This window comes from Bradyrhizobium sp. BRP19 (assembly GCF_020194195.1).
Lineage (GTDB): Bacteria > Pseudomonadota > Alphaproteobacteria > Rhizobiales > Xanthobacteraceae > Bradyrhizobium > Bradyrhizobium yuanmingense.
On the sequence record NZ_JADYVZ010000022.1, the window covers coordinates 1 to 23,180 of the forward strand.

22 protein-coding genes are annotated in these 23,180 nt (G+C 64.0%); 12 read left to right on the forward strand and 10 right to left on the reverse strand.

The window, feature by feature from the left end; genetic code table 11:
• Positions 1 to 489: 489 nt before the first annotated feature.
• Positions 490 to 843 (forward strand): cupin domain-containing protein, encoded by a 354-nt coding sequence (locus I6F36_RS34300; RefSeq protein WP_225172973.1) that lies wholly within the window; start codon positions 490 to 492, stop codon positions 841 to 843.
• A 64-nt stretch (positions 844 to 907) separates the two neighbouring features.
• Here the strand turns inward: I6F36_RS34300 and I6F36_RS34305 are convergent, their stop codons facing one another.
• Both I6F36_RS34305 and I6F36_RS34310 read right to left on the reverse strand, forming a co-directional pair.
• Positions 908 to 1,111 carry a DUF2158 domain-containing protein gene (locus I6F36_RS34305; RefSeq protein ID WP_036024831.1) on the reverse strand — a complete coding sequence of 68 codons (204 nt, stop codon included), beginning with the start codon at positions 1,109 to 1,111 and terminating at the stop codon, positions 908 to 910.
• A gap of 103 nt (positions 1,112 to 1,214) precedes the next feature.
• The gene (locus I6F36_RS34310; RefSeq protein ID WP_128263021.1) at positions 1,215 to 2,264 is read right to left on the reverse strand and encodes a hypothetical protein; all 1,050 of its coding nucleotides are present in this window, start codon (positions 2,262 to 2,264) and stop codon (positions 1,215 to 1,217) included.
• Positions 2,265 to 2,523: 259 nt separating this feature from the next.
• Here I6F36_RS34310 and I6F36_RS34315 point away from each other — a divergent pair, with 259 nt between their 5' ends.
• From I6F36_RS34315 to I6F36_RS34335, 5 genes are all read left to right on the forward strand, one after another.
• Positions 2,524 to 2,907 (forward strand): hypothetical protein, encoded by a 384-nt coding sequence (locus I6F36_RS34315; RefSeq protein WP_225136674.1) that lies wholly within the window; start codon positions 2,524 to 2,526, stop codon positions 2,905 to 2,907.
• Positions 2,908 to 3,339: 432 nt separating this feature from the next.
• On the forward strand, positions 3,340 to 4,659 hold the full coding sequence (locus I6F36_RS34320) for an efflux RND transporter periplasmic adaptor subunit (protein ID WP_225172974.1): 1,320 nt from the start codon (positions 3,340 to 3,342) through the stop codon (positions 4,657 to 4,659).
• A 6-nt stretch (positions 4,660 to 4,665) separates the two neighbouring features.
• Positions 4,666 to 7,785, forward strand: a complete 3,120-nt coding sequence (locus tag I6F36_RS34325; protein WP_225172975.1) for an efflux RND transporter permease subunit — start codon at positions 4,666 to 4,668, stop codon at positions 7,783 to 7,785.
• A gap of 30 nt (positions 7,786 to 7,815) precedes the next feature.
• Positions 7,816 to 8,187, forward strand: a complete 372-nt coding sequence (locus I6F36_RS34330; protein WP_225127846.1) for a hypothetical protein — start codon at positions 7,816 to 7,818, stop codon at positions 8,185 to 8,187.
• Positions 8,188 to 8,493: 306 nt separating this feature from the next.
• A complete protein-coding gene (locus tag I6F36_RS34335; RefSeq protein ID WP_225172976.1) occupies positions 8,494 to 9,477 on the forward strand; it encodes a tripartite tricarboxylate transporter substrate binding protein in 984 nt (327 codons plus the stop codon).
• Between the two features lie 283 nt (positions 9,478 to 9,760).
• Here I6F36_RS34335 and I6F36_RS34340 read toward each other — a convergent pair whose 3' ends face one another.
• The 4 genes from I6F36_RS34340 to I6F36_RS34355 are packed head-to-tail and all read right to left on the reverse strand — an operon-like array spanning position 9,761 to position 12,519.
• Positions 9,761 to 10,495 carry an HAD family hydrolase gene (locus tag I6F36_RS34340; protein ID WP_225173004.1) on the reverse strand — a complete coding sequence of 245 codons (735 nt, stop codon included), beginning with the start codon at positions 10,493 to 10,495 and terminating at the stop codon, positions 9,761 to 9,763.
• A 5-nt stretch (positions 10,496 to 10,500) separates the two neighbouring features.
• Entirely contained in the window at positions 10,501 to 11,388 is an 888-nt protein-coding gene (gene hemF / locus I6F36_RS34345; protein WP_225173005.1) for an oxygen-dependent coproporphyrinogen oxidase, read from the reverse strand.
• A 20-nt stretch (positions 11,389 to 11,408) separates the two neighbouring features.
• Positions 11,409 to 12,041 carry a 7-carboxy-7-deazaguanine synthase gene (gene queE / locus I6F36_RS34350; RefSeq protein ID WP_225172977.1) on the reverse strand — a complete coding sequence of 211 codons (633 nt, stop codon included), beginning with the start codon at positions 12,039 to 12,041 and terminating at the stop codon, positions 11,409 to 11,411.
• Positions 12,042 to 12,051: 10 nt separating this feature from the next.
• Positions 12,052 to 12,519 carry a tRNA (cytidine(34)-2'-O)-methyltransferase gene (locus I6F36_RS34355; protein ID WP_225172978.1) on the reverse strand — a complete coding sequence of 156 codons (468 nt, stop codon included), beginning with the start codon at positions 12,517 to 12,519 and terminating at the stop codon, positions 12,052 to 12,054.
• A gap of 279 nt (positions 12,520 to 12,798) precedes the next feature.
• Here I6F36_RS34355 and petA point away from each other — a divergent pair, with 279 nt between their 5' ends.
• The 6 genes from petA (at position 12,799) to I6F36_RS34385 (ending at position 19,558) form a co-directional block, all read left to right on the forward strand.
• Positions 12,799 to 13,329, forward strand: coding sequence for a ubiquinol-cytochrome c reductase iron-sulfur subunit (petA, locus tag I6F36_RS34360; protein WP_036006265.1), 531 nt, complete (start codon positions 12,799 to 12,801; stop codon positions 13,327 to 13,329).
• Positions 13,330 to 13,391: 62 nt separating this feature from the next.
• Complete coding sequence (gene fbcH, locus I6F36_RS34365; protein ID WP_225152245.1) at positions 13,392 to 15,464, forward strand: cytochrome b/c1; 2,073 nt, start codon at positions 13,392 to 13,394, stop codon at positions 15,462 to 15,464.
• A 237-nt stretch (positions 15,465 to 15,701) separates the two neighbouring features.
• The gene (locus tag I6F36_RS34370; RefSeq protein ID WP_225172979.1) at positions 15,702 to 16,376 is read left to right on the forward strand and encodes a dienelactone hydrolase family protein; all 675 of its coding nucleotides are present in this window, start codon (positions 15,702 to 15,704) and stop codon (positions 16,374 to 16,376) included.
• Between the two features lie 4 nt (positions 16,377 to 16,380).
• On the forward strand, positions 16,381 to 16,542 hold the full coding sequence (locus I6F36_RS34375; protein WP_157784007.1) for a hypothetical protein: 162 nt from the start codon (positions 16,381 to 16,383) through the stop codon (positions 16,540 to 16,542).
• A gap of 301 nt (positions 16,543 to 16,843) precedes the next feature.
• Entirely contained in the window at positions 16,844 to 19,009 is a 2,166-nt protein-coding gene (locus I6F36_RS34380) for an anthranilate synthase component I (RefSeq protein WP_225172980.1), read from the forward strand.
• A 9-nt stretch (positions 19,010 to 19,018) separates the two neighbouring features.
• Positions 19,019 to 19,558: an adenine phosphoribosyltransferase gene (locus I6F36_RS34385; RefSeq protein ID WP_036024845.1), complete on the forward strand. Its 540-nt coding sequence runs from the start codon at positions 19,019 to 19,021 to the stop codon at positions 19,556 to 19,558.
• A gap of 106 nt (positions 19,559 to 19,664) precedes the next feature.
• Here the strand turns inward: I6F36_RS34385 and I6F36_RS34390 are convergent, their stop codons facing one another.
• From I6F36_RS34390 to I6F36_RS34405, 4 genes are all read right to left on the reverse strand, one after another.
• Positions 19,665 to 20,333, reverse strand: coding sequence for a hypothetical protein (locus I6F36_RS34390; protein WP_036006282.1), 669 nt, complete (start codon positions 20,331 to 20,333; stop codon positions 19,665 to 19,667).
• A gap of 60 nt (positions 20,334 to 20,393) precedes the next feature.
• Positions 20,394 to 21,146 carry a hypothetical protein gene (locus tag I6F36_RS34395; protein WP_036024846.1) on the reverse strand — a complete coding sequence of 251 codons (753 nt, stop codon included), beginning with the start codon at positions 21,144 to 21,146 and terminating at the stop codon, positions 20,394 to 20,396.
• Between the two features lie 208 nt (positions 21,147 to 21,354).
• Entirely contained in the window at positions 21,355 to 22,563 is a 1,209-nt protein-coding gene (locus I6F36_RS34400) for a M48 family metallopeptidase (RefSeq protein WP_225172981.1), read from the reverse strand.
• A 32-nt stretch (positions 22,564 to 22,595) separates the two neighbouring features.
• Entirely contained in the window at positions 22,596 to 23,156 is a 561-nt protein-coding gene (locus I6F36_RS34405) for a LemA family protein (RefSeq protein ID WP_036006288.1), read from the reverse strand.
• Between the last annotated feature and the right edge of the window lie 24 nt (positions 23,157 to 23,180).

A 23,180-nucleotide genomic window follows, 5' to 3' on the forward strand; every position in this document is an offset into this window, starting at 1 on the left:
AATGGGCATTCGATCCGCGCTGGACGTTCAAGGCCGAGTACATCTACATCAATCTCGGAAAGTCGAACGGCAATGCTCTTGCATTCCCCGGCGCGTCCTTCACGGACACCGAGGTTCAGCTTCATACAGCCAAGGGCGGCATCAACTATCGGTTCTGATCCGATCGGCAACAGCTCGTAGCAAGGATGGGTTGAGCTCTTGCGAAGCCCATCGCCTCGATCCAGGTCGTCATTTGCGCATCGCCGGTGCGGCGAGCAGATCGACAGCCGATAATCCGGCCAGCCCGCGAGCGACAGCGACACCTCCTGATAGTGCAGCTCCCTGGGCCGGGCGATTGAACGCACGTTCGCCGCCAATCCTGCGCGCGGGTCGCGTAGAAGCACATTCCGCCACATCGCACTCTCGTGTTCCCAAGAGGTCGCGCTATCCCTTCCAGGAGGGTAGCCCGTCACCATATTCGGGCTGGATGTCTTCACCTGAGGAAACGCGATGAAAGCCCCCGCCAATCTCGCCGAGAAGCTCGCAACGTTTACCGATCGCTTCTCCCCGCGCACGGTGGCGACCTATAACGACAACGACATCATGGTGGCCAAGCTCGAGGGGCCGTTTCATTGGCACAAGCACGACGACACGGACGACTTTTTTCTCGTGCTCAGCGGGACGCTGGACATCGAGCTGCGGGACCGCACGGTCACCCTCAACCCCGGCGAGGTTTTTGTCGTGCCGAAGGGCGTTGAGCACCGGCCGGTGGCGCGTGGGGAAGTGCACATCCTCTTGATCGAACCGACGGGGACGCCGAATTCCGGAGACAAGGCCACGGCGGCGCCTCGTATCCTCGTCTGATCAACCCCGCGCCCGTCATCAAGGGAAGCGCTCGGCTCTCACGAGAATGTAGGCCGAGAAGTGCCTACTCCTCGTCATCATCTTCGTCTTCGTCGTCCTCGTCGTCTTCTTCCACCTGCACGAGCACGGCGAGCGGCAGCGTCTCGCGGAACAGGTCGCCTTCCATGCCCATCCACAGGCACAGCGCCTCGTTCTCCTTCACCTCCGCGACGGTCAGCGGCTGACCGCCGGATTTCAGCATCACGACATCGCCGGCCTTCAGATCCATGGATTGTCCTTTCGGGTTGATCGACGCGGCCGACGCTAACAGGCCGTCATGACAGGCCGATCACGCCGGCTGCCGGCGCCGGAAGGTGTCTCCGCGGTACGACTCAGCTGCGCTCGCTCGTGACCGGCTGGTTCGGCAGGCACTGGTTGCTGAAATAGCCGATGGCATCGCGCGCGAGCGGAACATGGCAGAAGAAGCCGGTGGGGCGGTATCGCACCCTGATGCGATCCAGCTGCGCCATGGTCAGCGTCATGAACGCGTCCAGCCGGCGGGCCTGAAGCTGTAGCCTGTGCTCATTGCTGTCGCGTGGTTTGTCGAGCTTGCGATCGTTCGGCACGTCGTTGCCGGAGGCCGGAGCTTGCAACGCATTCGGCCCGCCGCGGAGCACCTCGAAGCAATGGTGCATCACCAGGACGTGGTGCTTGGCGCTCCACCAGTTGATGGTCACGACCTTCTGCAACGCATCGATCTCGCCATCCGCCCGCCTGGCACAGAGGTTGACGTAGGATTTGAGCCCATTGGCCGTCGGGTCGTTGCACAATTCGTCGCTGGGGCGTCCCGGATCGGCGCCATTGAAGATCGCACCCTTGAACTGCGGAAGGTTGGCGTCGGAATCGCAATCGAAATTGTACTTGGTGAGCAGCGTTGCCGTCAGGGGATCCTGGTCGAGCGTGTGCTCTGCGGCCGGGTCGCGCCCGAGGTCACTGGGCCAGTCGATGTAGATCTCCGCCTTGCGCGCGAAGATGGCGCCGTTCCGCCGCAGCGACGTGCGCGCCTTCCAATAGTCCGAGAACGAGCCGAATGTCTTGGAGTCCACCGGAATGAAAGCGGGGCTTGCCTGCGCCTTCAGCGAGCCGAACTGCTCGCGCAGCATGGTCTCCTGCTGGATCTGCACGTCGGCAAAGGCGTCCGAGATCTCGAGGAAGGTGTCGGTCGCCTTCTGCATGTCCGCCTTGGCCTGCTCGCCGACCTTCTGTTCATAGGAATTCAGGTACTGGAAATATCCGCCCAGGAAGCCGGTCAGCAGGGTCACGGCCGTCAGTCCCTTGGTGACCGAGAGGCGGCTGTCCCAGGATTGAATTCTCTGCCAGATACCCGCCGCCTTCACCGGGGATCGCGTGCGCGCTGCCTGCTTCGGAAGGTCCTGCTCCATTGTCGCCTCCAACTCGCCACGCCCCATGGCACGAGGCTACCGCAATCCCGGATTGCGGCTTGTGAAGCATTTCACTTCAAGTAAGGCAGGCGGGCTGCCGGATATCGGGCGGCGGTAGCTCCTCGATCGAGCGGGGAGGGTGTCTGGACCACCTCCCACGCGATGCGAACGTCGCCTTGAATTCGCGGTCGGCATCGCCTAGTTTTTCGGCGTGCCGCACGGTGTCCGCCACCATCTTCGTCAACTCGCCAGAACGGCCATGTTCGTGGCGATATCCGCGTTTGTGCTTCAGGCGGCCCTGATCTCGGTCTCGCAGGCGCAGGCGGCTGTTGGCGCCATTCCGATGCCGTCCGTCACGCTCAGCGGTTCCCTGCATTTCCACGATCAATTGGCCGGCCACGTGCATTCCCACGCCGGCGACGACGCGGAAGGCCACGTCCATGACGGGCCGGATCACGATGAGGACGGCACTCCCGGCGTGGCCTGGGACATGTTTGGCACCTCGATCGCCTCAGCGCAGGTCGTTCACCTGCTCAGCGTCTTCGAAGTGCTCGGCGCCATGGACCTGCCGCTCGCGCGGGCCATTGTCGGGGTGCGCCCCGACGGACTCGTCCGGCCACCAAGTACCTTCAGCATCGCGTAGTCCCGGCGGCGCTTCGGTCGCCGCCTTTTCGCATGTCTGAAGGATCTTTCGATGTTGATGAATCAGCGCTGCCCGAAAGGGCGGCTCGCAGCTCTTGGGCTGGCTGGCGCTTTTTGGTTGGCGAGCCTGGTCTTTGGCTTGTCGGGCGCCTTTGGCCATGAGGGGCACGATCACGGCGACGCCGAAAAGACGGCAGTCGTGTCCTCAGCCTATCCGAGGATTGCCGCGCGCTCCGAGCTCTACGAAGTCGTCGGCATCCTGAAGGACGGCAGGCTGTCCGTCTTCATCGATGATGCCGCGACGAACGAGCCGGTCTCGGACGCCGCCTTGCAGGTCACGATCGGCGATTCCGCCCCAATCGAGGCATCGAGCCAGGAGGACGGCGTCTACACCGCCGCGATTCCGAACGGCACGCCGTCTGGATCGGTCGAGGTGATCTTCTCGATCAGCGCTAGCAGGGGAAATGATCTGCTGGTCGACTCGTTCATACCGCGTGCAGAGGCCCGGCCCGCGGAGCACAAGCACGAGCCCGGCTGGCTTCTATCGAACCGAGCCGCCATCGCCGCGTCCGCGCTCGCCGCCTTGGGCTTCGGCGGTCTCTTCGCCTATTGGAGGCGTCGTGGCCGCTTCATGGCGGCCTCGACGTCCGCCGTGATGGCGGGGGCTTTGGTCATTCTCGCCGCCATCATGTTCGGCGAGGGCCGGACTAATGCAACGCAACCAAGTCCGCCGGATGTTCCCGCGCTGAGCGATGCCCCGCGCCGTCTGCAAGACGGCACCGTCTTCGCGGCCAAGCCGACGCAGCGTCTGCTCGAGGTACGAACCGCTGCAGCCGAGCCGCAGACGATTCATCCCGCCGTCACCCTGATCGGCCGTGTCATGGCCGACCCCAACCGCAGCAGCATCGTGCAGAGCATCTACGGCGGCCGCGTGGTTCCCGGCGATGACGGCATCCCCCGCATCGGGCAAACCGTCCGCAAGGGCGATCTGCTCATCCGGATCGAGCCGCATCTGCCAATCGCCGACCGCACGACGATCCTCGAGAAGGTCGGCGAGATCGAACAGCTGATGGCGATCACGGACAACAAGCTGCGGCGTCTCCGGCCGCTGGCCGAACGCGGCGCGGTGCCGCAAGGGCAGGTCAACGACCTCGAAAGCGAATTGGAGGGTCTGCGGGCGCGCCGCGAGACCGTTCGCAATTCCCGCACCGGCTTCGAGGAACTGCGGGCATCGACCGATGGCATCATCACCGCAGCCAAGGTCGCGCCGGGCCAGGTCATACAGCCCCAAGACGTCCTGTTTCAGATCGCGGACCCAAGCAGTCTTTGGGTCGAGGCGCTCGCCTATGACGAAATCGGCTTGAAGCAGCCTGAAGCCGCAACGGCAATGGCTCCGAACGGGCAGCAGATTGCGCTGAGCTTCGTCGGGACGAGCCGGGCGCTGCGCCAGCATGCGTCCGTGGTTCAGTTCGCCATTCCGGAGCCACCAGCAGGTCTCAACATCGGTCAGCCGTTGAATGTGATGGTCCAGGCCGGAGCGCCCGTGTCTGGCCTGGTCGTGCCGCGCAATGCCGTCGTTCGAAGCGGCAACGGTGAGAATATCGTTTGGCTGCACACAGAGCCCGAGCGCTTCGAGCCGAGGCCGGTTCGCGTGGTGCCGGTGGACGCAGCCCGCGTGATTGTGGCCGCCGGTGTCAACGAAGGCGAACATATCGTCGTGCGCGGCACCGACCTCATCAACCAGATCCGGTAGCCGACCATGTTCAAGCTCATCGTCCAGACAAGCTTGCGCAATCGCCTATTCGTGCTGGCGGTCGCCGCCGTCCTGGTCGGCTACGGCCTGTTCGTCCTGCCGAGCGTTTCGGTCGACGTCCTGCCTGACATCAACCGCCCGACCGTCAACATCCTGACCGAGGCAGAGGGGCTGGCGCCCCAGGAGGTCGAACAGCTGGTGACGTTCCCGATCGAGACGTCGATGAACGGCATGCCCGGCGTCATTCGCGTGCGCTCGGTCTCGGGCGTTGGTCTGTCGGTCGTCTATGTCGAGTTCGACTGGGGCGTCGAAATCTACCGCGCCCGGCAATTCGTCTCCGAGCGGCTGGCGCTGATCCGCGAGCAATTGCCGTCCGCGGTCAATCCCCAGATGGGCCCGGTGACCTCGATCATGGGCGAGATCATGCTGATCGCGCTGACGAGCGATGGCACGGCTTCACCCATGGACGTGCGCGAGATCGCCGACTTCGTCGTCCGACCGCAACTCCTTGCCATTCCCGGCGTCGCCCAGGTGATACCCATCGGCGGCGAGGTCCGCCAATATCGCGTGACGCCGAACGTCGCCACCATGCAGGCACTCGGCGTCACCCATGATCAGATCGAGCAGGCGGTCGCAAGGTTCGGCACCAACAGCGGCGGCGGCTTCGTCGACCAGCATGGCCGCGAATATCTGATCCGCAATGTCGGTCTCACCAGGCGTATCGAGGACCTCCGCAACACCGTCGTCGTCAACCGCGGAGAGCAGCCGATCCTGCTGAAGCAGATTGCCTCTGTGGATTTTGCCGCGCGGACCAAGCGCGGTGACGCAGGATATAACGGCAAGCCCGCCGTCATCGTCAGCGTCATGAAGCAACCGGCTGCGGATACCGTAGCACTGACGCGCAATGTTGAATCAACGCTGCGGGAGCTGCAACGCACTATGCGCGGGGGCATCAGCGTCACCAACGTGCAGTTCCGGCAGGCCACCTTCATCGAGACCTCGATCGGCAATGTCGAGCGCGTCCTGATCGAGGCCGCGATCGTCGTCGCAATAGTCCTGTTCGTCTTCCTGATGAACGGTCGCGCCGCGTTCGTGTCGCTGACGGCCATTCCAATATCGATCCTGGTGACGGTCCTGGTGTTTCGCGCCTTCGGCCTCACGATCAACACCATGACGCTGGGCGGCCTCGCCATCGCGATCGGCGAGCTGGTCGACGATGCCGTCGTGGACGTCGAAAACATCCTGCGGCGCCTGCGGGAGAACGCCGCGTCGAGCACGCCGCGCCCTGTTCTCGACGTGATCTCCGGCGCGAGCCAGGAGGTTCGTTCCAGCATCGTCTATGCAACGATGATCATCGTCCTCGTCTTTGTGCCGCTGTTCGCCCTTCCGGGAATCGAAGGGCGGCTGTTCACGCCGCTTGGCGTGGCCTATGTGGTCTCAATCCTGGCTTCGCTGCTGACCTCAATCACGGTGACGCCGGTGCTGTCCTATTATCTGCTTTCGGGACGAGCTCATTCAGGTGACCGCGAGAGCTTTGTCGTCACGAAGCTGAAGCAGGCCAATCGGCGGGTGCTCGGCTGGGCCTTCCAGCGGCAGCGCTTGGTGCTGGTCTTCGTCGCCGCTGCGGTCGCGGTGGCAGGCTATGCCGCGAGCCAGATGCCCCGCAGCTTTCTTCCTCCTTTCAACGAGGGGACGCTGGTCCTGTCGCTGCAGTACAATCCAGGCATTTCGCTCGCGGAATCCAACCGTCTTGGCCTATTGGCGGAGCAGTTGCTCGCAAAGGTGCCCGAGGTGAAATCGGTCGGACGGCGCACCGGCCGCGCCGAACTGGATGAACACGCCGAAGGCGTGCACTACAGCGAGGTCGATGTCGATCTCACACCGTCCAAGCGCCAGAAGGCGGACATCTATGCGAGCATCCGGGAAGCCCTGTCCGCGCTGCCGGCGTCGGTGGCCATCGGACAGCCGATCAGCCACCGCCTCGATCATCTCCAGTCCGGTATTCGTGCCCAGATCGTGCTCAAGATCTTCGGCCAGGACATCGAGATGTTGCGGCGGCTGTCCGAAACGGTGCGCCAGCGTCTGTCGACGATCCCGGGTCTGGTCGATCTCCAGGTCGAGAAGCAGGTGCTGATTCCGCAAGTGCGGGTTCAAATCGACCATGCTCGCGCCGCGCTTCACGGCCTGACGCCGGCTGCGGTCACCCAGGCACTCGACGCGCTGTCCAATGGCCGGAAGGTCTCCCAGATCGTCGACGGCAATCGCCGTTTCGACGTCGTGATGCGCCTGTCGGAGCAAGACCGTTCGACGACGGGACTGCACAATTTGCTCATCCCGACCGGCTCGGAGTTCGTCCCGCTGAGCGCTTTAGCCGACATCGTCGAGACAGACGGGCCGAACCAGATTCAGCGGGAGGGGACCCAGCGCAGGATCGTCGTGTACGGCAACGGGGACGGACGCCGCGACATCGCCGATATCGCGGCCGACATTCAGAGGTCGGTTCGCGAGCTCGATTTCCCGCAAGGCTACACGACCAGCCTCGAAGGCGCGTTCCAGGCCCAGCAGGAGGCGACCTGGCGCATCGGCATTCTGTCGCTGGCCTCGATGACGATGATCTTCGTCGTCCTCTACAGCCGCTACCGGTCGATCGCACTGGCGCTGATCATCATGGGAGGTATTCCGCTCGCCCTGATCGGCAGCGTCGCCGCGCTGAAGATCTCCGGGCAGCCCTTGTCGGTGGCATCGATGATCGGCTTCATCACGCTGGCCGGCATCTCGGCGCGCAACGGGATCTTGAAGATCTCGCACTATATCAATCTCGCCATCCACGAAGGCGAGCGTTTCGGGGCCGGGCTGGTCATTCGCGGCAGCATGGAGCGCCTCAGTCCGGTGCTGATGACGGCGCTTTGCGCAGGACTAGCGCTCACGCCGCTCTTGATCGGCGCGGACGAGCCGGGCCGGGAAATCCTGCACCCGGTGGCCGTGACGATCTTCGGCGGCCTGCTCAGCGCCACGGTCCTCGACACAATCGTGACCCCGATTCTGTTTCTGAAGTTCGGCCACCGGCCGCTGCAGCGGCTGGTGGCCGGGCACGCCGCAACGTTCACCCCCGCGGAAGCCTATTGATGCGCGCGGACAACCACCGAGGAGCCTGCAATGAGAACTTATATCGGCCTCGCCATGACGGCTGCGATGATCGCGACGCTGGATGTTGCCGCGGCGCAGACGAAGGGCAGCAACGGCGGCCCCGTCGTCAAGTCGCAGGGGCATCCGATCGAATTCGTCAGCAAGGGGACGGACATCATCTTTTACGTTGGCGACGACGATGGATCGCCGCTGTCGACGAAGGATATGCGGGGACGCGCAACGATTCAGGATGGCGGCAAGACAGTCACCGTTCCGCTTGCGCCGGCCAATCCCAACATGATGACGGGAAAGCTGCAGGCCGAGCTGTCGCCAAAGGCGATCGTGGTGTTCTCCGGTAGCTTGCACGGTCATTCGTTGACCGCGAGATACGCTGCGCAATGATTGGGGCGTGAAAGACCGCGTTTGCGCCCGCAACGCGGCGGAGCTCGCGACCTACATCGCCGAGAAAGGCAAGCCGCTGCTGACGCTCAAGGTGAAGCGTGGGAGTTGAGATAACGCGTAGGCAAAACTCGACAGCGCTTGGAAGAGCGAAGCGCCACCCCTCGGCAGGTTTTCACATCGGCGATTTCACCGCGACAAAGCGCCCGTGATAAATAGTGGATCAATCAATACAATCTGAGCATCAATCGGGATGGCATGAGCACGTAAAATAGGCCCTCAGAAAAATGTCGCAACGGAGGATCGACAATGGGCAATGCTACTTTTTTATCGAAGATTCGATTTGGTGCAGCTGGCATCCTGCTTCTTGCCGCAACCTCGATGGCATACGCGGCCTGGCCGGAAAGGAATATCACCTTTATCGTTCCATTCCCGGCGGGAGGCTCGTCCGACATGGTCGCGCGCGCAATCGGACAGAAGGTCTCCGATACGCTGGGGCAGCCGGTGGTCGTCGAAAACCGGTCCGGCGCAACGGGCGCTCTTGGAGCAACGGCGGTTGCCCGGGCGCCAGCGGACGGATACACCATTCTCGTCGGCTCGATCGGTGTCTATGCGACGAATCCATTTCTTCAGCCTAATCTGAAGTATAATCCTCTGAAGGACTTCGACCTTTTGACGGTCGCTGTGCGCGCACCGAACGTCCTGGTCGCCAACTTGAACTTTCCGGCAAACACCGTCGCCGAGTTGGTGGAGCAACTGAAGAAGGCCCCCGGCAAGATCACTTTTGCAAGCTCGGGTGCGGGTTCGTCCGATCATCTCACGGCGGCGCTGTTCTGGCAGCGCACTGGGACGACCGGTCTCCACGTGCCGTATCGCGGCGGGGCGCCTGCCGTGAGTGATCTCCTCGCGGGGCATGTCAACGTATCGTTTCAAAACATCAACGCCGTCATCGGGCAAATTCAATCCAAGCAGCTCAAGGTTCTCGCCATCACCGGCGATGCCAGATCCCCTCTTTTGCCCGAAGTGCCTACCTTGAAGGAACTTGGGATTGAAGGTGTCGACGTCTTTTCGTGGCAGGCGGTGGCTGCTCCGAAGGGCCTTCCTGCCGACGTGAAAGCAAAATTGCATGGCGAGATCGTCGCGGCGCTGAAGGCACCGGACGTACGCAAACGAATGGAGGATATCGGCCTCGAAATCGTGGCTAACACCCCGGAGCAATTCCAGGAGTTTCTGGTCTCTGAGTTGGCCCGCTGGAAGCGGGTCATCGAGGCCGGCAATATCACCGTGGAATAGGTTGCCTTGGGCGTGCTCGCGGGAGCGCGACTAGAGCATGATCTGGAAAAGTGCGTAGCGGTTTTTCCGAAAAGATCATGCTCAAACATAAGCTAAAGCGCGATGACGATTCATCCTGATGCCATCGCGCTCCAGGCTCGATCGCAACCTCGCGACGATGCCACAATACCCCTGTTTTGCCCGACGGGTCAGAAATTTTTCGTAAAATCCGTAAGTTCTTGATTTTACAGCAGCGCGCTACTGTGCATGGGGTTGTTTTCGAGGTTTTGTTTTGGGCCCTCGATCATGCCCGGTCGGGCAGCAGCTCGCCGAGCGAGCGGATGATGCGGTCGGGCCTGACCGTCGAGCCCTCGGGCAGGCCCTCGCCATGCACGTCCATCCAGATCGCATAGATGCCGAGGCGCTGCGGCGTCACCACTTCCCATTCCAGATTGTCGCCGATCATCCAGGTGTCCTCAGCGGTGACGCCGAGCGCCTGCATCGCGTGCAGATAGGCGCGCTCCTCGGGCTTGCCGAAGCCGTGCTCGCCCTCGATCTGGATGTGGTCGAAGCGGTGCGCCAGCTCGAAGCGTTCGACCTTGGCGCGCTGCATGTCGGCGGCGCCGTTGGTGACCAGCGCGAGCTTGATGCCGAGCGCCTTGAACTGGTCGATCGCCTCGTGCGCGCCGGGAAAGACGAACATCTCCTCCTCGCGATAGGCGGTGAAGCGGTCGGCGAGGCGAATGGCGAGGTCATCGGGCAGGGCGCGGTGGCCTGCGGCCGCGAGCGCGGCGAAGCCGCCCTTCACGGTCAGGTGCCGCGCCTCGGCGAGCTTCATCCGCCACGCCGGCTCGGCACTGGCCCAGAAGTTTCGCGCGAAGGCCAGCACCGCGGTTGCGACCATCGGCGGCGGCAGCGGGGCGAGCTCCTCGGCGAATTCGGCCGTGATCGTGTTCCAGGCGATCTCGGGCCGGCCATAGGCCGACAGGATGGTGTCGTCCATGTCGATCAGCATGGCGCGGGGCAGCGGCGGCAGCATGGCGTTCATGGCCACTTCACCTCCGGCGGCAGCGACGACAGGATGGAGTCCACGTTGCCGCCCGTCTTCAGCCCGAAGATGGTGCCGCGGTCGTAGAGCAGGTTGAACTCGACGTAGCGGCCGCGGCGGATCAATTGCTCCTCGCGGTCCGCAGGCGTCCAGGCGCTCGCGAAGTTGCGCCGCACGATCTCGGGATAGATCTTCAGGAAGGCGCGGCCGACGTCCTGGGTGAAGGCGAGGTCGGCGTCCCAGTCGCCGCTGTCGTGCCAGTCGTAGAAGATGCCGCCAATGCCGCGCGCCTCTTTCCGGTGCGGCAGGTAGAAATACTCGTCGCACCATTTCTTGTACTTGTCGTAGTCGGCAACACCGCTCGGCTGCACGCAGGCCTGTTTCATCGCGGCATGGAAGGCGATGCTGTCGGGATCGTCCTGCGTCCGCCTTCGCTCCAGCACCGGCGTCAGGTCGGCGCCGCCGCCGAACCAGGCCTTCGTGGTGACGACGAAGCGCGTGTTCATGTGCACGGCGGGGACGTTCGGATTGCGCATATGCGCGATCAGCGAGATGCCGGAGGCCCAGAATTTTGGATCCTCCGCCGCGCCGGGGATCTGGGCCCGAAATTCGGGTGCGAACTCGCCGTGCACCGTCGAACAGTGCACGCCGACCTTCTCGAACAGCCGGCCATGCATCATCGACATCACGCCGCCGCCGCCAGCCGCGCCGGAATGGTCGGTGCGCTGCCAATGCGTGCGCTTGAAGCGGCCGACCTCGCCTGGATAGAGGTTTGGCGGCGCGTCATCCTCCAGCCGCTCGAAGCTCGCGCAGATGTCGTCGCGCAAGCGCTCGAACCAGGCGCGGGCGCGGGCCTTGCGGGCTTCGATCGTCGTCACGTCCATCTGCATTCGCGGGTCGCGTCCTATCTGATGCCGAGCGATTTGTGGGTCTGCACGCTGAGCCGCCATTGCGGATGGTGCAGGCAATAATCGATCGCGCGCGCGGTGTTCTCGATGACCTCAGGCCCGTCCATCGGCTGCAGCGAGAAGCGCTCGAAGGCGAGATCCTCAAATGCTTCGGGCATCGCCAAGGCCTGGGGATAGACCAGCTTCAGCTCGTGGCCCTGGCGCAGGACCAGCTCGCTACCGCCCTTGGGGCTAACGCAGATCCAGTCGAGCCCATCAGGAGCTGCGATCGTGCCGTTGGTCTCGACGCCGATCTCGAAGCCTCTTTCGTGCAGCGCCTCGATCAGCGCGGCGTCGACCTGGAGCAGCGGCTCCCCGCCGGTCAGCACGACGTAGCGGTTGGCGGCAGCCGCCGTCCATTGCGCGGCGATGGTATCGGCGAGTTCCGCAGCCGAGCCATAGCGCCCGCCGAGCGTGCCGTCGGTGCTGACGAAATCCGTGTCGCAGAACTTGCAGGTCGCATCCGCGCGGTCGGCCTCCCGCCCGCTCCAGAGGTTGCAGCCGGCAAAGCGGCAGAACACCGACGCGCGCCCGGCATGGGCGCCTTCGCCTTGCAGGGTCAGGAAGATCTCCTTGACCGCGTAACTCAAGCCTCTCTCCTCAATCTGTCAAACCTTGCGGGTTCCGGATCTGCCGCAGCGCCTCGCCGGCGGCCATGGCTACGCTCATGGCCACATTGAGCGACCGCAGCCCCGCCTTGATCGGGATCACCAGACGCGCATCGGCCGCCTCGACCACCGCATCGGTGACGCCGGCGCTCTCGCGCCCGAATAGCAGGATGTCCGAGCTCTGGTAATGAAAATCGAGGTAGTCGGTGGCGGCCTTGGTGGTGAACAGCAGCAGCCGGTGGCCCTGGCCTGCACGCCAGTCCTCGAATGTCGCCCAGGAGACGTGGCGGGCCAGCCTGACATGGTCGAGGTAGTCCATTCCCGCCCGGCGGAACAGGCGGTCCGAGATGGGGAAGCCCGCCGGTTCGATGATATGGGCATCGAGCCCCAGGCAGGCGCAGAGGCGAAGAATCGTGCCGGTGTTCTGGGGGATGTCGGGCTGGAAAAGTGCGATCTGCATGGGCGGCGGCGAGTTGGCTTGCGGGCGCAAAATGTCTCAATAAAACATCGCCCGCCCGGGAATTCGTGCATTGCACGCTCTCACGCCGTTAGCGGGCTTGCGCTCGCCCGGCAAGGGTGCCAATAGAACGATTCTGGACTGCTGTTTCACCCGTTTAGAGGTGAACAAGCCAAGTTCTGCCGCCGCGGGGGGCCGCGGGTGCCGGCAGCCTTTCCGGGGACCTCTTGGGCGCCCCTCGGAGCGGTTCCACCGGTAGCGCAAGAAGAAAGGGTTGGAATCGTGACGACAGCGTCTTCGGCGGACCATCCGACACGCCGTGATTTCTTATTCGTTGCAACAGGGGCATTTGCAGCAGTAGGGGGCGCGGCTGCGCTCTGGCCCTTCATCTCCCAAATGAATCCGGATGCCTCGACCATCGCCGCCGGTGCGCCGATCGAGGTCGATCTCAGCCCGATCGCGGAAGGCCAGGACATCAAGGTGTTCTGGCGCGGCAAGCCGATCTACATCAGTCACCGCACCAAGAAGCAGATCGACGAGGCGCGCGCCGTCAACGTGGCGAGCCTGCCGGATCCGCAGACCGACGAGGCCCGGGTCAAGTCGGGCCACGAGCAGTGGCTGGTCGTGATCGGCATCTGCACCCATCTCGGCTGTATCCCGATCGCTCATGAAGGCAGCTACGACGGGTTCTTCTGCCCCTGCCATGGTTCGGTCTACGATACGTCCGGCCGCATCCGCCAGGGCCCAGCGCCCACGAACCTGGCCGTGCCGCCGTACCAGTTCGTTTCCGACACCAAAATCCAGATCGGCTGAGCTTCGGACTCAAGTCCGAAGCTTCGCGCCGTCTCGTCGTACTATTTCCTCAGGATCGCATCATGAGCGGACCATCCGACTACCAGCCGAGCAATCCGGCCCTGCAATGGATCGAGCGGCGCCTGCCGATTTTTGGTCTCATCCATTCCTCCTTCGTCGCCTATCCCACCCCGCGCAACCTGAACTATTGGTGGACCTTCGGCGCCATTCTTTCCTTCATGCTCGGAATGCAGATCCTGACCGGCGTGATCCTGGCGATGCACTACACGCCAAACGCCGATCTCGCCTTCAAGTCGGTCGAGCTGATCGTCCGTGACGTGAACTACGGCTGGCTGCTGCGCAACATGCACGCGGTCGGCGCCTCGATGTTCTTCGTCGCCGTCTACGTCCACATGTTCCGCGGTCTGTACTACGGGTCGTACAAGGAGCCGCGTGAGGTGCTGTGGATCCTCGGCGTCATCATCTACCTCCTGATGATGGCGACCGGCTTCATGGGCTACGTGCTGCCCTGGGGCCAGATGAGCTTCTGGGGCGCCACCGTCATCACCAATTTGTTCTCGGCCGTTCCCTATGTCGGCGAGAGCATCGTGACGCTGCTCTGGGGCGGCTATGCAGTCGGCAACCCGACGCTGAACCGCTTCTTCTCGCTGCACTATCTCTTGCCGTTCGTGATCGCAGGCGTCGTCGTGCTCCACGTCTGGGCGCTGCACGTCGCTGGCCAGAACAACCCTGATGGCGTCGAGCCGAAGACGGAAAAGGACACGGTGCCGTTCACGCCGCATGCGACCATCAAGGACATGTTCGGCGTCGCCTGCTTCCTGCTGCTGTACGCTTGGTTCATCTTCTACATGCCGAACTATCTCGGCGACGCCGACAACTACATTCCCGCGAACCCAGGCGTGACGCCGCCGCACATCGTGCCGGAATGGTATTACCTGCCGTTCTACGCGATCCTGCGCTCGATTCCCGACAAGCTCGCGGGCGTCATCGCGATGTTCGGGGCGATCATCATCCTGTGCTTCCTGCCCTGGCTCGACACCGCCAAGACCAGGTCCTCGAAGTACCGACCGCTCGCCAAGCAGTTCTTCTGGATCTTCGTCGCGGTCTGCATCCTGCTCGGCTATCTCGGCGCACAGCCGCCGGAAGGCATCTACGTCATCGCCGGCCGCATCCTGACGTTCTGCTATTTCGCCTACTTCCTGATCGTGCTGCCGCTGCTCGCGCGCATCGAGAAGCCGCGGCCGGTGCCGAACTCGATCTCGGATGCCGTGCTGGCCAAGACCGGCAGCCGGTCGACGCCGATGGTCTCGACCGCGATCGTGCTGGCGCTCGCCGGCTCGCTGTTCGCGGGCTCGATCGACAGCGCGAAAGCAGCCGAAGGCAGCGATAAGCCGCCAGGCAACACATGGTCGTTCTCGGGCCCTTTCGGTAAGTTCGATCGCGGCGCGCTGCAGCGCGGCCTCAAGGTCTACAAGGAGGTCTGCGCCAGTTGCCACGGCCTGTCCTTCGTCGCCTTCCGTAACCTCGCCGAGCCCGGCGGGCCCGGCTATTCGGTGGCGCAAGCCGCGGCGTTTGCATCCGAGTACAAGGTCAAGGACGGCCCGAACGATGCGGGGGACATGTTCGAGCGGCCGGGCCGGCCGGCGGACTATTTCCCCTCGCCGTTCGCGAACGAGCAGGCCGCGCGTGCCGCGAACGGCGGTGCGGCCCCGCCGGACCTGTCCCTGATCACCAAGGCGCGCTCCTACAAGCGCGGCTTCCCCTGGTTCATCTTCGACGTCTTCACCCAGTACCAGGAGCAGGGGCCTGACTACGTCGCCGCATTGCTCCAGGGCTATGAGGACAAGGTGCCGGAGGGCGTCACCCTCCCGGAGGGCTCGTACTTCAACAGGTACTTCCCGGGCCACGCCATCAAGATGCCGAAGCCGATCAGCGACGGCCAGGTGACCTATGACGACGGCTCGCCGACTACGGTTGCGCAGTACGCCAAGGACGTCACCACCTTCCTGATGTGGACCGCCGAGCCGCACATGGAAGCGCGCAAGCGCCTCGGCTTCCAGGTCTTCGTGTTCCTGATCGTCTTCGCGGGCCTGATGTACTTCACCAAGAAGAAGGTCTGGGCCGCCTCGCACTGAGCGGCGAAAGACGAGAAATGAAAAAGCCCCCGCAAGGGGGCTTTTTGTTGGGCTGTCATTCCGGGGCGCGCGAAAGCGCGAGCCCGGAATCCATTGCGCGGCGGAGATGGTGATGAATGGATTCCGGGCTCGATGCTGAAGCATCGCCCCGGAATGACAAGAGTGTGGATTGCGCCGCGCGCTCCCACCCGCCAAAATACCGCCAACCGATCCCCCAGAAACTCACCGGAGGACACCATGGGAACCAGCATCACCTTCAAGCGCCCGGACGGTAAGGACGCCTCTGGCTATCTCGCCAATGCCGGGCGCGGCAATGCGCCGGGCGTCGTCGTGATCCAGGAATGGTGGGGCCTGTCCGATCAGATCAAGGGCCTGTGCGACCGCTTCGCGCTGGCCGGCTTCGACGCGCTGGCGCCCGATCTCTACAAGGGCAAGGTGGTGCCGTATCACGACACGGACAGCGCCAACAAGGAGATGAACTCGCTCGACTTCATGGACGCCACCACGCAGACCGTGCGCGGCGCCACGCAATATCTGTCGCGCAACGGTGCCAAGGTCGGGCTGACCGGCTTCTGCCTCGGCGGTGCCGTGACCATCATCGGCGCGACCAAGATCCCGGAGCTCGCGGCGGGCGTCGTGTTCTACGGCATCCCGCCCGAGCAGGCCGCCAAGCCTGCCGACGTCAAGATCCCGCTGCAGGCCCATTTCGCCAACAAGGACGATTGGTGCACGCCGGAGCTGGTCAACAGTTTCGAGAAGGCCATGAAGGCCGCCGGCAAGTCGCTGGAGCTGTTCCGCTATGACGCCGAGCACGCCTTCGTCAACGAGCAGCGCCAGGCCGTGCACGACCGCGAAGCCGCCGAGCTCGCCTGGGGCCGAGCGACGGAGTTTTTCAGGAAGCATCTGGGGTAGGAGCGTGAAGGACAAATCTGAAGCCGATGCGCAGTCGAAGCGTGAGGCCTTCAAGGTCCCGGAGGACCATCGCGCTGCCGTTCTTGAGGGGCTCCGCGAGGCCGATCGAGCCGAGTACGCGACCGATGCTGACATGGCCGCGCTTTGGAAGCGGTGCGGCCTCTAGTCCGTAGCCCGGATGGAGCGAAGCGGAATCCGGGGACTTTCCGATTGTGGACGAACCCCGGATTGCGCTGCGCTCCATCCGGGCTACCGCCTTGCCGCACCCTTGACGCCGCCCCCGTGCCATGGTGAGTATCCGCCCATGAGCACCGCCGTCCGCCCAGCCCGTCTTTGGTGGCGCACCTCCTAAAGAGGTGACCGGTGCGATTTCATTTCTCAAAATCGTCTGAGGTCGCCACGCAGTGCGGCGGCCTGATCGTTTGTCCTGTGTGGCGTTTCCTCGACAAGTTTCGTAAGAGGACGACATGAACAGGACAGTCTTTGCCCTCCCGGCTCGAAGCGACTACGTGACCCGCGCGGGGCTTGCGATCACGCGTGTGGCCGAGCAGTTCACCGGCGGCGCCAACCGGCTCGACGACCTGATCAACCTGCTCGACCGCCGCCGCGGCGTGGTGCTGTCCTCGGGCACGACCGTGCCCGGCCGCTACGAGAGCTTCGATCTCGGCTTCTCCGACCCGCCGCTCAAGCTCGAGACCGTTGGCGTCAATTTCAAGCTGGAAGCGCTGAACGCGCGCGGAGAGGTGCTGATCGCCTTCCTCGGCGATGTCCTGCGCGAACCCTGTGTCGTCATCTCCGAGAGAACGTCGAGCCGCCTTGCCGGCCACATCATCCGCGGCGATGCCCCGGTCGAGGAGGACCAGCGCACGCGGCGTGCCAGCGTGATGTCGCTGGTGCGCGATCTCGTCGCTGCCTTCTCCGCCAGTGACGACGGCCTGCTCGGCCTGTTCGGCGCCTTCGCCTACGACCTCGTGTTCCAGATCGAGGACCTCGTGCAGAAGCGCCCGCGCGAGGCCGACCAGCGCGATATCGTGCTCTATATTCCCGATCGCCTACTCGCCTACGACCGTGCCACCGGCCGCGGCGTGGTGCTCTCTTACGATTTCGCCTGGCAGGGCAAGTCGACCGAAGGCCTGCCGCGCGAGACCGCCGACAGCCCCTATCTGAAGACGCCGCGCCAGGGCTTTGCCGATCACGCGCCGGGCGAATATCAGGCCACGGTCGAGACAGCGCGCGCCGCCTTTGCCCGTGGCGATCTGTTCGAGGCCGTGCCGGGCCAGCTGTTCGCCGAGCCCTGCGACCGCTCGCCGGCCGAAGTGTTCCAGCGCCTCTGCGTCATCAACCCGTCGCCCTATGGTGCGCTGATGAATCTCGGCGAGGGCGAGTTTCTGGTCTCGGCTTCGCCCGAAATGTTCGTGCGTTCGGACGGCCGCCGCGTCGAGACCTGCCCGATCTCGGGCACGATCGCGCGCGGCCTTGATGCGATCGGCGATGCCGAGCAGATCCGCCAGCTGCTGAACTCGGAGAAGGACGAGTTCGAGCTCAACATGTGCACCGACGTCGACCGCAACGACAAGGCGCGCGTCTGCGTACCCGGCACCATCAAGGTCCTGGCGCGCCGCCAGATCGAGACTTACTCAAAGCTGTTCCACACCGTTGATCACGTCGAGGGCATGTTGCGCCCCGGCTTCGATGCGCTCGATGCCTTCCTCACCCACGCCTGGGCTGTCACCGTCACCGGCGCGCCAAAGCTGTGGGCGATGCAGTTCGTCGAGGACCACGAGCGCTCGCCGCGGCGCTGGTATGCCGGCGCGATCGGCGCGGTGAATTTCGACGGCAGCATTAACACCGGCCTCACCATCCGCACCATCCGCATGAAGGATGGCCTCGCCGAAGTGCGCGTCGGCGCCACCTGCCTGTTCGATTCAGACCCCGCCGCAGAAGACCGCGAATGCCAGGTCAAGGCCGCCGCCCTGTTCCAGGCGCTGCGCGGCGATCCGCCGAAGCCGCTCTCGACCTTTGCGCCTGATGCCACGGGCTCGGGCAAGCAGGTGCTGCTGATCGACCATGACGACAGCTTCGTGCACATGCTCGCCGATTATTTCCGTCAGGTCGGCGCCAGCGTCACCGTGGTCCGCTATGTGCATGCGCTCGACATGCTCAAGCAGAAGAGGTGGGACTTGCTGGTGCTGTCGCCCGGCCCCGGGCGCCCTGAGGATTTCGGGATCAAGACGACGATCGATGCGGCGCTGGAGAAGAAGCTGCCGGTGTTCGGCGTCTGCCTCGGCGTGCAGGCGATCGGCGAATATTTCGGCGGCGAGCTCGGCCAGCTCACCCATCCCGCCCACGGCCGGCCCTCGCGGGTGCAGGTGCGCGGCGGACGGCTGATGCGCAATTTGCCGAACGAGATCGTCATCGGCCGCTATCACTCGCTCTATGTCGAGCGCGACAGCATGCCGGAGGTGCTCAGCGTCACCGCCAGCACCGAGGACGGCGTCGCCATGGCGCTGGAGCACAAGACCCTGCCGGTCGCCGGCGTGCAATTCCACCCGGAATCGCTGATGTCGCTCGGCGGCGAGGTGGGGCTACGTATTGTCGAAAACGCGTTCCGGCTGGATGCGCCGGTCAATTGAGAGGCACGAATGACTTTTGACCACGACATCAAGGCCAGCGTCCGCACCATCCCGGATTATCCCAAGCCCGGGATCATGTTCCGCGACATCACCACCCTGCTCGCGGATGCGCGCGCGTTCCGCCGAGCCGTGGACGAGCTCGTCAACCCCTGGGCCGGCAACAAGATCGACAAGGTCGCCGGCATGGAGGCGCGCGGCTTCATCATCGGCGGCGCGGTGGCGCATCAGCTCTCGGCGGGCTTCGTGCCGATCCGCAAGAAGGGCAAGCTGCCGCATACCACGGTGCGCATCGCCTATTCGCTCGAATACGGCATCGACGAGATGGAGATGCATGTCGACGCGGTCGCACCCGGCGAGCGCGTGATCCTGGTCGACGATCTCATCGCCACCGGCGGCACCGCGGAAGGCGCGGTCAAGCTGCTGCGCCAGATCGGCGCCAACGTGGTTGCCGCCTGCTTCATCGTCGACCTGCCCGAGCTCGGCGGCGCCGCCAAGCTGCGCGCCATGGACGTGCCCGTGCGCACGCTGATGTCGTTCGAGGGGCACTGAGCGTCAACGAGGCAGAACAAGCTTCGGGGGCGGTGTGTGGGCCAAGGACGCGGTTCACCTCTCCCCGCTGGGGAGAGGTGAACACCGAGCTTCCCGATCGAATGCTTCACGACCGCTGCAATATCAGGCTGAGCTCGAGCTCCCGGAAGGCGATGTAGTTGCGCCGGGTCCATTGGTGCAGCTCGGTCGAAGAGTCCTTCTCCTGGCGCAGATAGCCCGTGAAGGAGAAATTCAGCCGGTCGATATAAGTCTTGAGGAAACCGGGCAGCGCGGGAAGGCGGAACAGCCGGCCGCCTCCCATTGCCGGCGGCAGCTCGCCGCGGACGACATATTCGTTGTCCACCGTGACCAGGTTCATCCGCGGGATCCGCCCACGCAGCATCTCGTGGGCGCGGGCCGAGACGCGGTCGGTGTCGGCCACGAACAGGATCATCGGCGCAACGTGGCGCCGCGCCGCCTCCTTCAGCAAGCCGATCTCGTCGGTCATCTTGAAGAACTCGTCGAAGGCGTGGAAGCCGAGGTCGATCACCTTGGCAAGTCCGTCATCGACGATGACGCGGTCCATCAGCTGCATCTTGCCGAAGGTGTCGATCACGTCGGCGGTCTCGGTCACCTTCGGCAGGTAATCGAGCAGCGACGGCTCCTTCAGGTTGACGTCGAAGGCCGCGACGTTGCCGTTCTTGAGCAGCAGGAATTCGCTCAAAAGCCGCGCCAGCAAGGTCTTGCCGACCTGCGGGCGGGGCGAGCAGATGATGTAGACGGGTGTCGCGGGCATCGCCAGCTATATCAGGCCAACTCACCGCCCAATCCAGCCGTATCAGCCCGGCTTGCGCAACTATTTTTCGCTGTTGCGGGTGGCGGATTTCGACCCGACGATGTCAGTCAGGCGGATGCGGTCGTATTCGCTCCAGACATTGGCCAGCCAGTGCCGGACATAACCGCGCAGCACGAAGGAATAGTTCGCGGCCTCGTCGCTGATGCCCTTGTTGGCCACGAATTTCAGGAACGGGACCGAGGAGACCTCGACCTGCTCATAGGCCATCTCGTTGAGCTTGGGGATGGTCAGCTCGGTCGCGTCCTTGATGCGGTGGAAGTAGGAATTGTAGGTCGCCTGGTCCCACTGGAAGAACTGGGTGTCGTTGATGAAGTTCTTCACCAGGAAATATTTCGCGCCCCCCATGAAGCCTGCGGTCTCCGCGATCTCCTCCAGCGAGGCGATCGAGGGTCCGAGGATGTGGAACACGGCGAAGGTGATCTGGCCGGCCTTGGCGGCGTCGAGGAAGCCGATGTCGCGCAGCGAGGCCAGCGCCGGCGAAAGCAGGCCGGCGCGGACGTCGATCACGGTGACCGAAGGGCTGACAGCGTTGAGCGTGTCGAAGATCTTCATCTGATCGGCCGTCGTCGTCATGTCGACGATCTCGGTGATGTCGGGGTGGAAGCGCTTCAGGGTTCCGCGCGGCGACTCCGTGTCGAACGCCCGCGTCGGCACGTTGTTGGCCGAGAAATAATCGAGCAGGGTGCGCGATACCGTGGTCTTGCCGACCCCGCCCTTGTCCGCGCCCACCACAACCACTGCCGGCTTTGCCATTGCTGTCCCCTAACGCGCGCCCCCGATCGCGAGGTCGCAATCGGCCGGGCCCCAAATCGATGTCCCGAAAGACGTCCCGAGTCTGCTGTTGGGCGCGAACATGGCAGAAACAAGGGAGAATTCAATTCCTCGCGCTCCACTTACGGCAATTCCCGAGGATTTTCCCGATTGCCGGGAAACCCGGCGCATGAAGCGGCAAATCACGCCGTCAGTGACGGCCCCACGGTCCCATCGGATTGGCTGCCGGGGCTCCAGAGGGACTGGGCGCGGGAACGGGCGGCGGGCTGGCGGGACCGGCCGCATCGCTCCACGGCCCCTGCGAGAGCGGCCGCGGCCCGTCCTGTGCGCCGGCATGTTCGGTCTCGAGTTGTTCCGTCTCTTCGGCGGGGTCCGGCAGCGGGCCTGGATCGCGCCCGCCGGCGAACTTGACCAGCGCGTCGATCCGGGACTGCACGGAAGGATGGGTCGCGAACAGGTCGGCAAAGCCCTCGCGCGGATTGTCGACGCAGAGCTCCATCACGGCCGAGGTCGCGCCGGGAAGCTCGCCGCGGCCCTCGATCTTGCGCAGCGCCGAGATCATGGCGTCGGGGTCTTTCGTCAGCTCGACCGAACCGGCGTCGGCGAGATATTCGCGCGACCGCGACAGTGCGAGTTTCACCACCTGCGACAGCAGCCAGGCCAGCACGATCAGCACGATGGCGATGATGATGACGATGATCGCGCCGCCGCCGGAGCTCTTGCTGTCGCTCGATGACGAGGACGACCGCGACGACGAGGAGGAGCCCGAGGACGAGGAGCCGCCCGAGCTCCAGTTCAGATTCGTGAACAGGCGGAAGAACAATTCGCCGAAGAAGCCGACCACGCCGGCGATGATGACGGCGACCACCATGAGTTGCACATCGCCGTTCTTGATGTGGGTCAGCTCGTGGCCGAGCACCGCCTCGATCTCCTTGTCGTTGAGCGCATCGAGGAGACCCGTGGTGACCGTGATGGAATATTGCCGCGGATTGAGGCCGGTCGCGAACGCGTTTAGCGCCGGGCTCTCCATGATCTTCAGCTTCGGCATGGTGAGGCCGCGCGAGATGCAGAGGTTCTCGAGCAGATTGTAGAGCCGCGGCTGTTCCTGCCGGGTGACGCTGTGGCCGCCGGTCACGGCATCGATCATCGACTGGTGAAAGAAATAGGCGATCACGATCCAGACCGCCGCCACGACAGTTGCAATCGGCGCGGCCTTGAGCAGGTCCGAGAAGGCGTGTCTCAGATAGTACGCGGCGGTCTCACTGTCGTCGATGAACACCTCGGCCACCAGCGCGCCGGCATAGACCAGCACATAGACCAGCGCGAACAGGCCGGCGAGCAGCAGCATCGAACGAAGCTTGTTCGAGGCGATGTGCGTGTAGAGACCATACACGGCCATGACGCGATGCCCTGCCGGCCTATCGGCTCAAATCAGAACTTCACCTGCGGCACGGTCTCGACCTCGGTGCGGCTGGCGCCGAGATCGAAGAAGTCCTTTTTGGTGAAGCCGAACATGCCCGCGAACAGAGCTGCGGGCAGCTGCTGGATGCCGGTATTGTATTCCTGCACCGCGTTGTTGAAGAAGCGGCGGCTCGCCGCGATCTTGTTTTCGAGGTCGGAGAGCTCGGACGCGAGCTGCTGGAAATTGGCGTTGGCCTTGAGGTCGGGATAGGCCTCCGACAGCGCGATCAGCCGGCCGAGCGCGCCGGAGAGCTGGTTCTCGGCCGCGGACACCTGCGCCGGGCCCTGTGCCGACATCGCCGAATTGCGCGCCTTGATGACGTCGTCGAGCGTGCCGCGCTCGTGCGAGGCGTAGCCCTTCACCGTCTCGACCAGGTTCGGGATCAGGTCGTGACGCTGCTTGAGCTGCACGTCGATGTCGGCAAAGGCCTGGCCGACACGCTGGCTCAGCGCCACCAGGCGGTTGTAGGCGCTGAAAGCGATCAGCGCGAGGACGACGATGACGCCGAGAACGATCCAGCCGGTCGACATGGAGAACTCCTGAAGAGGGAAGAA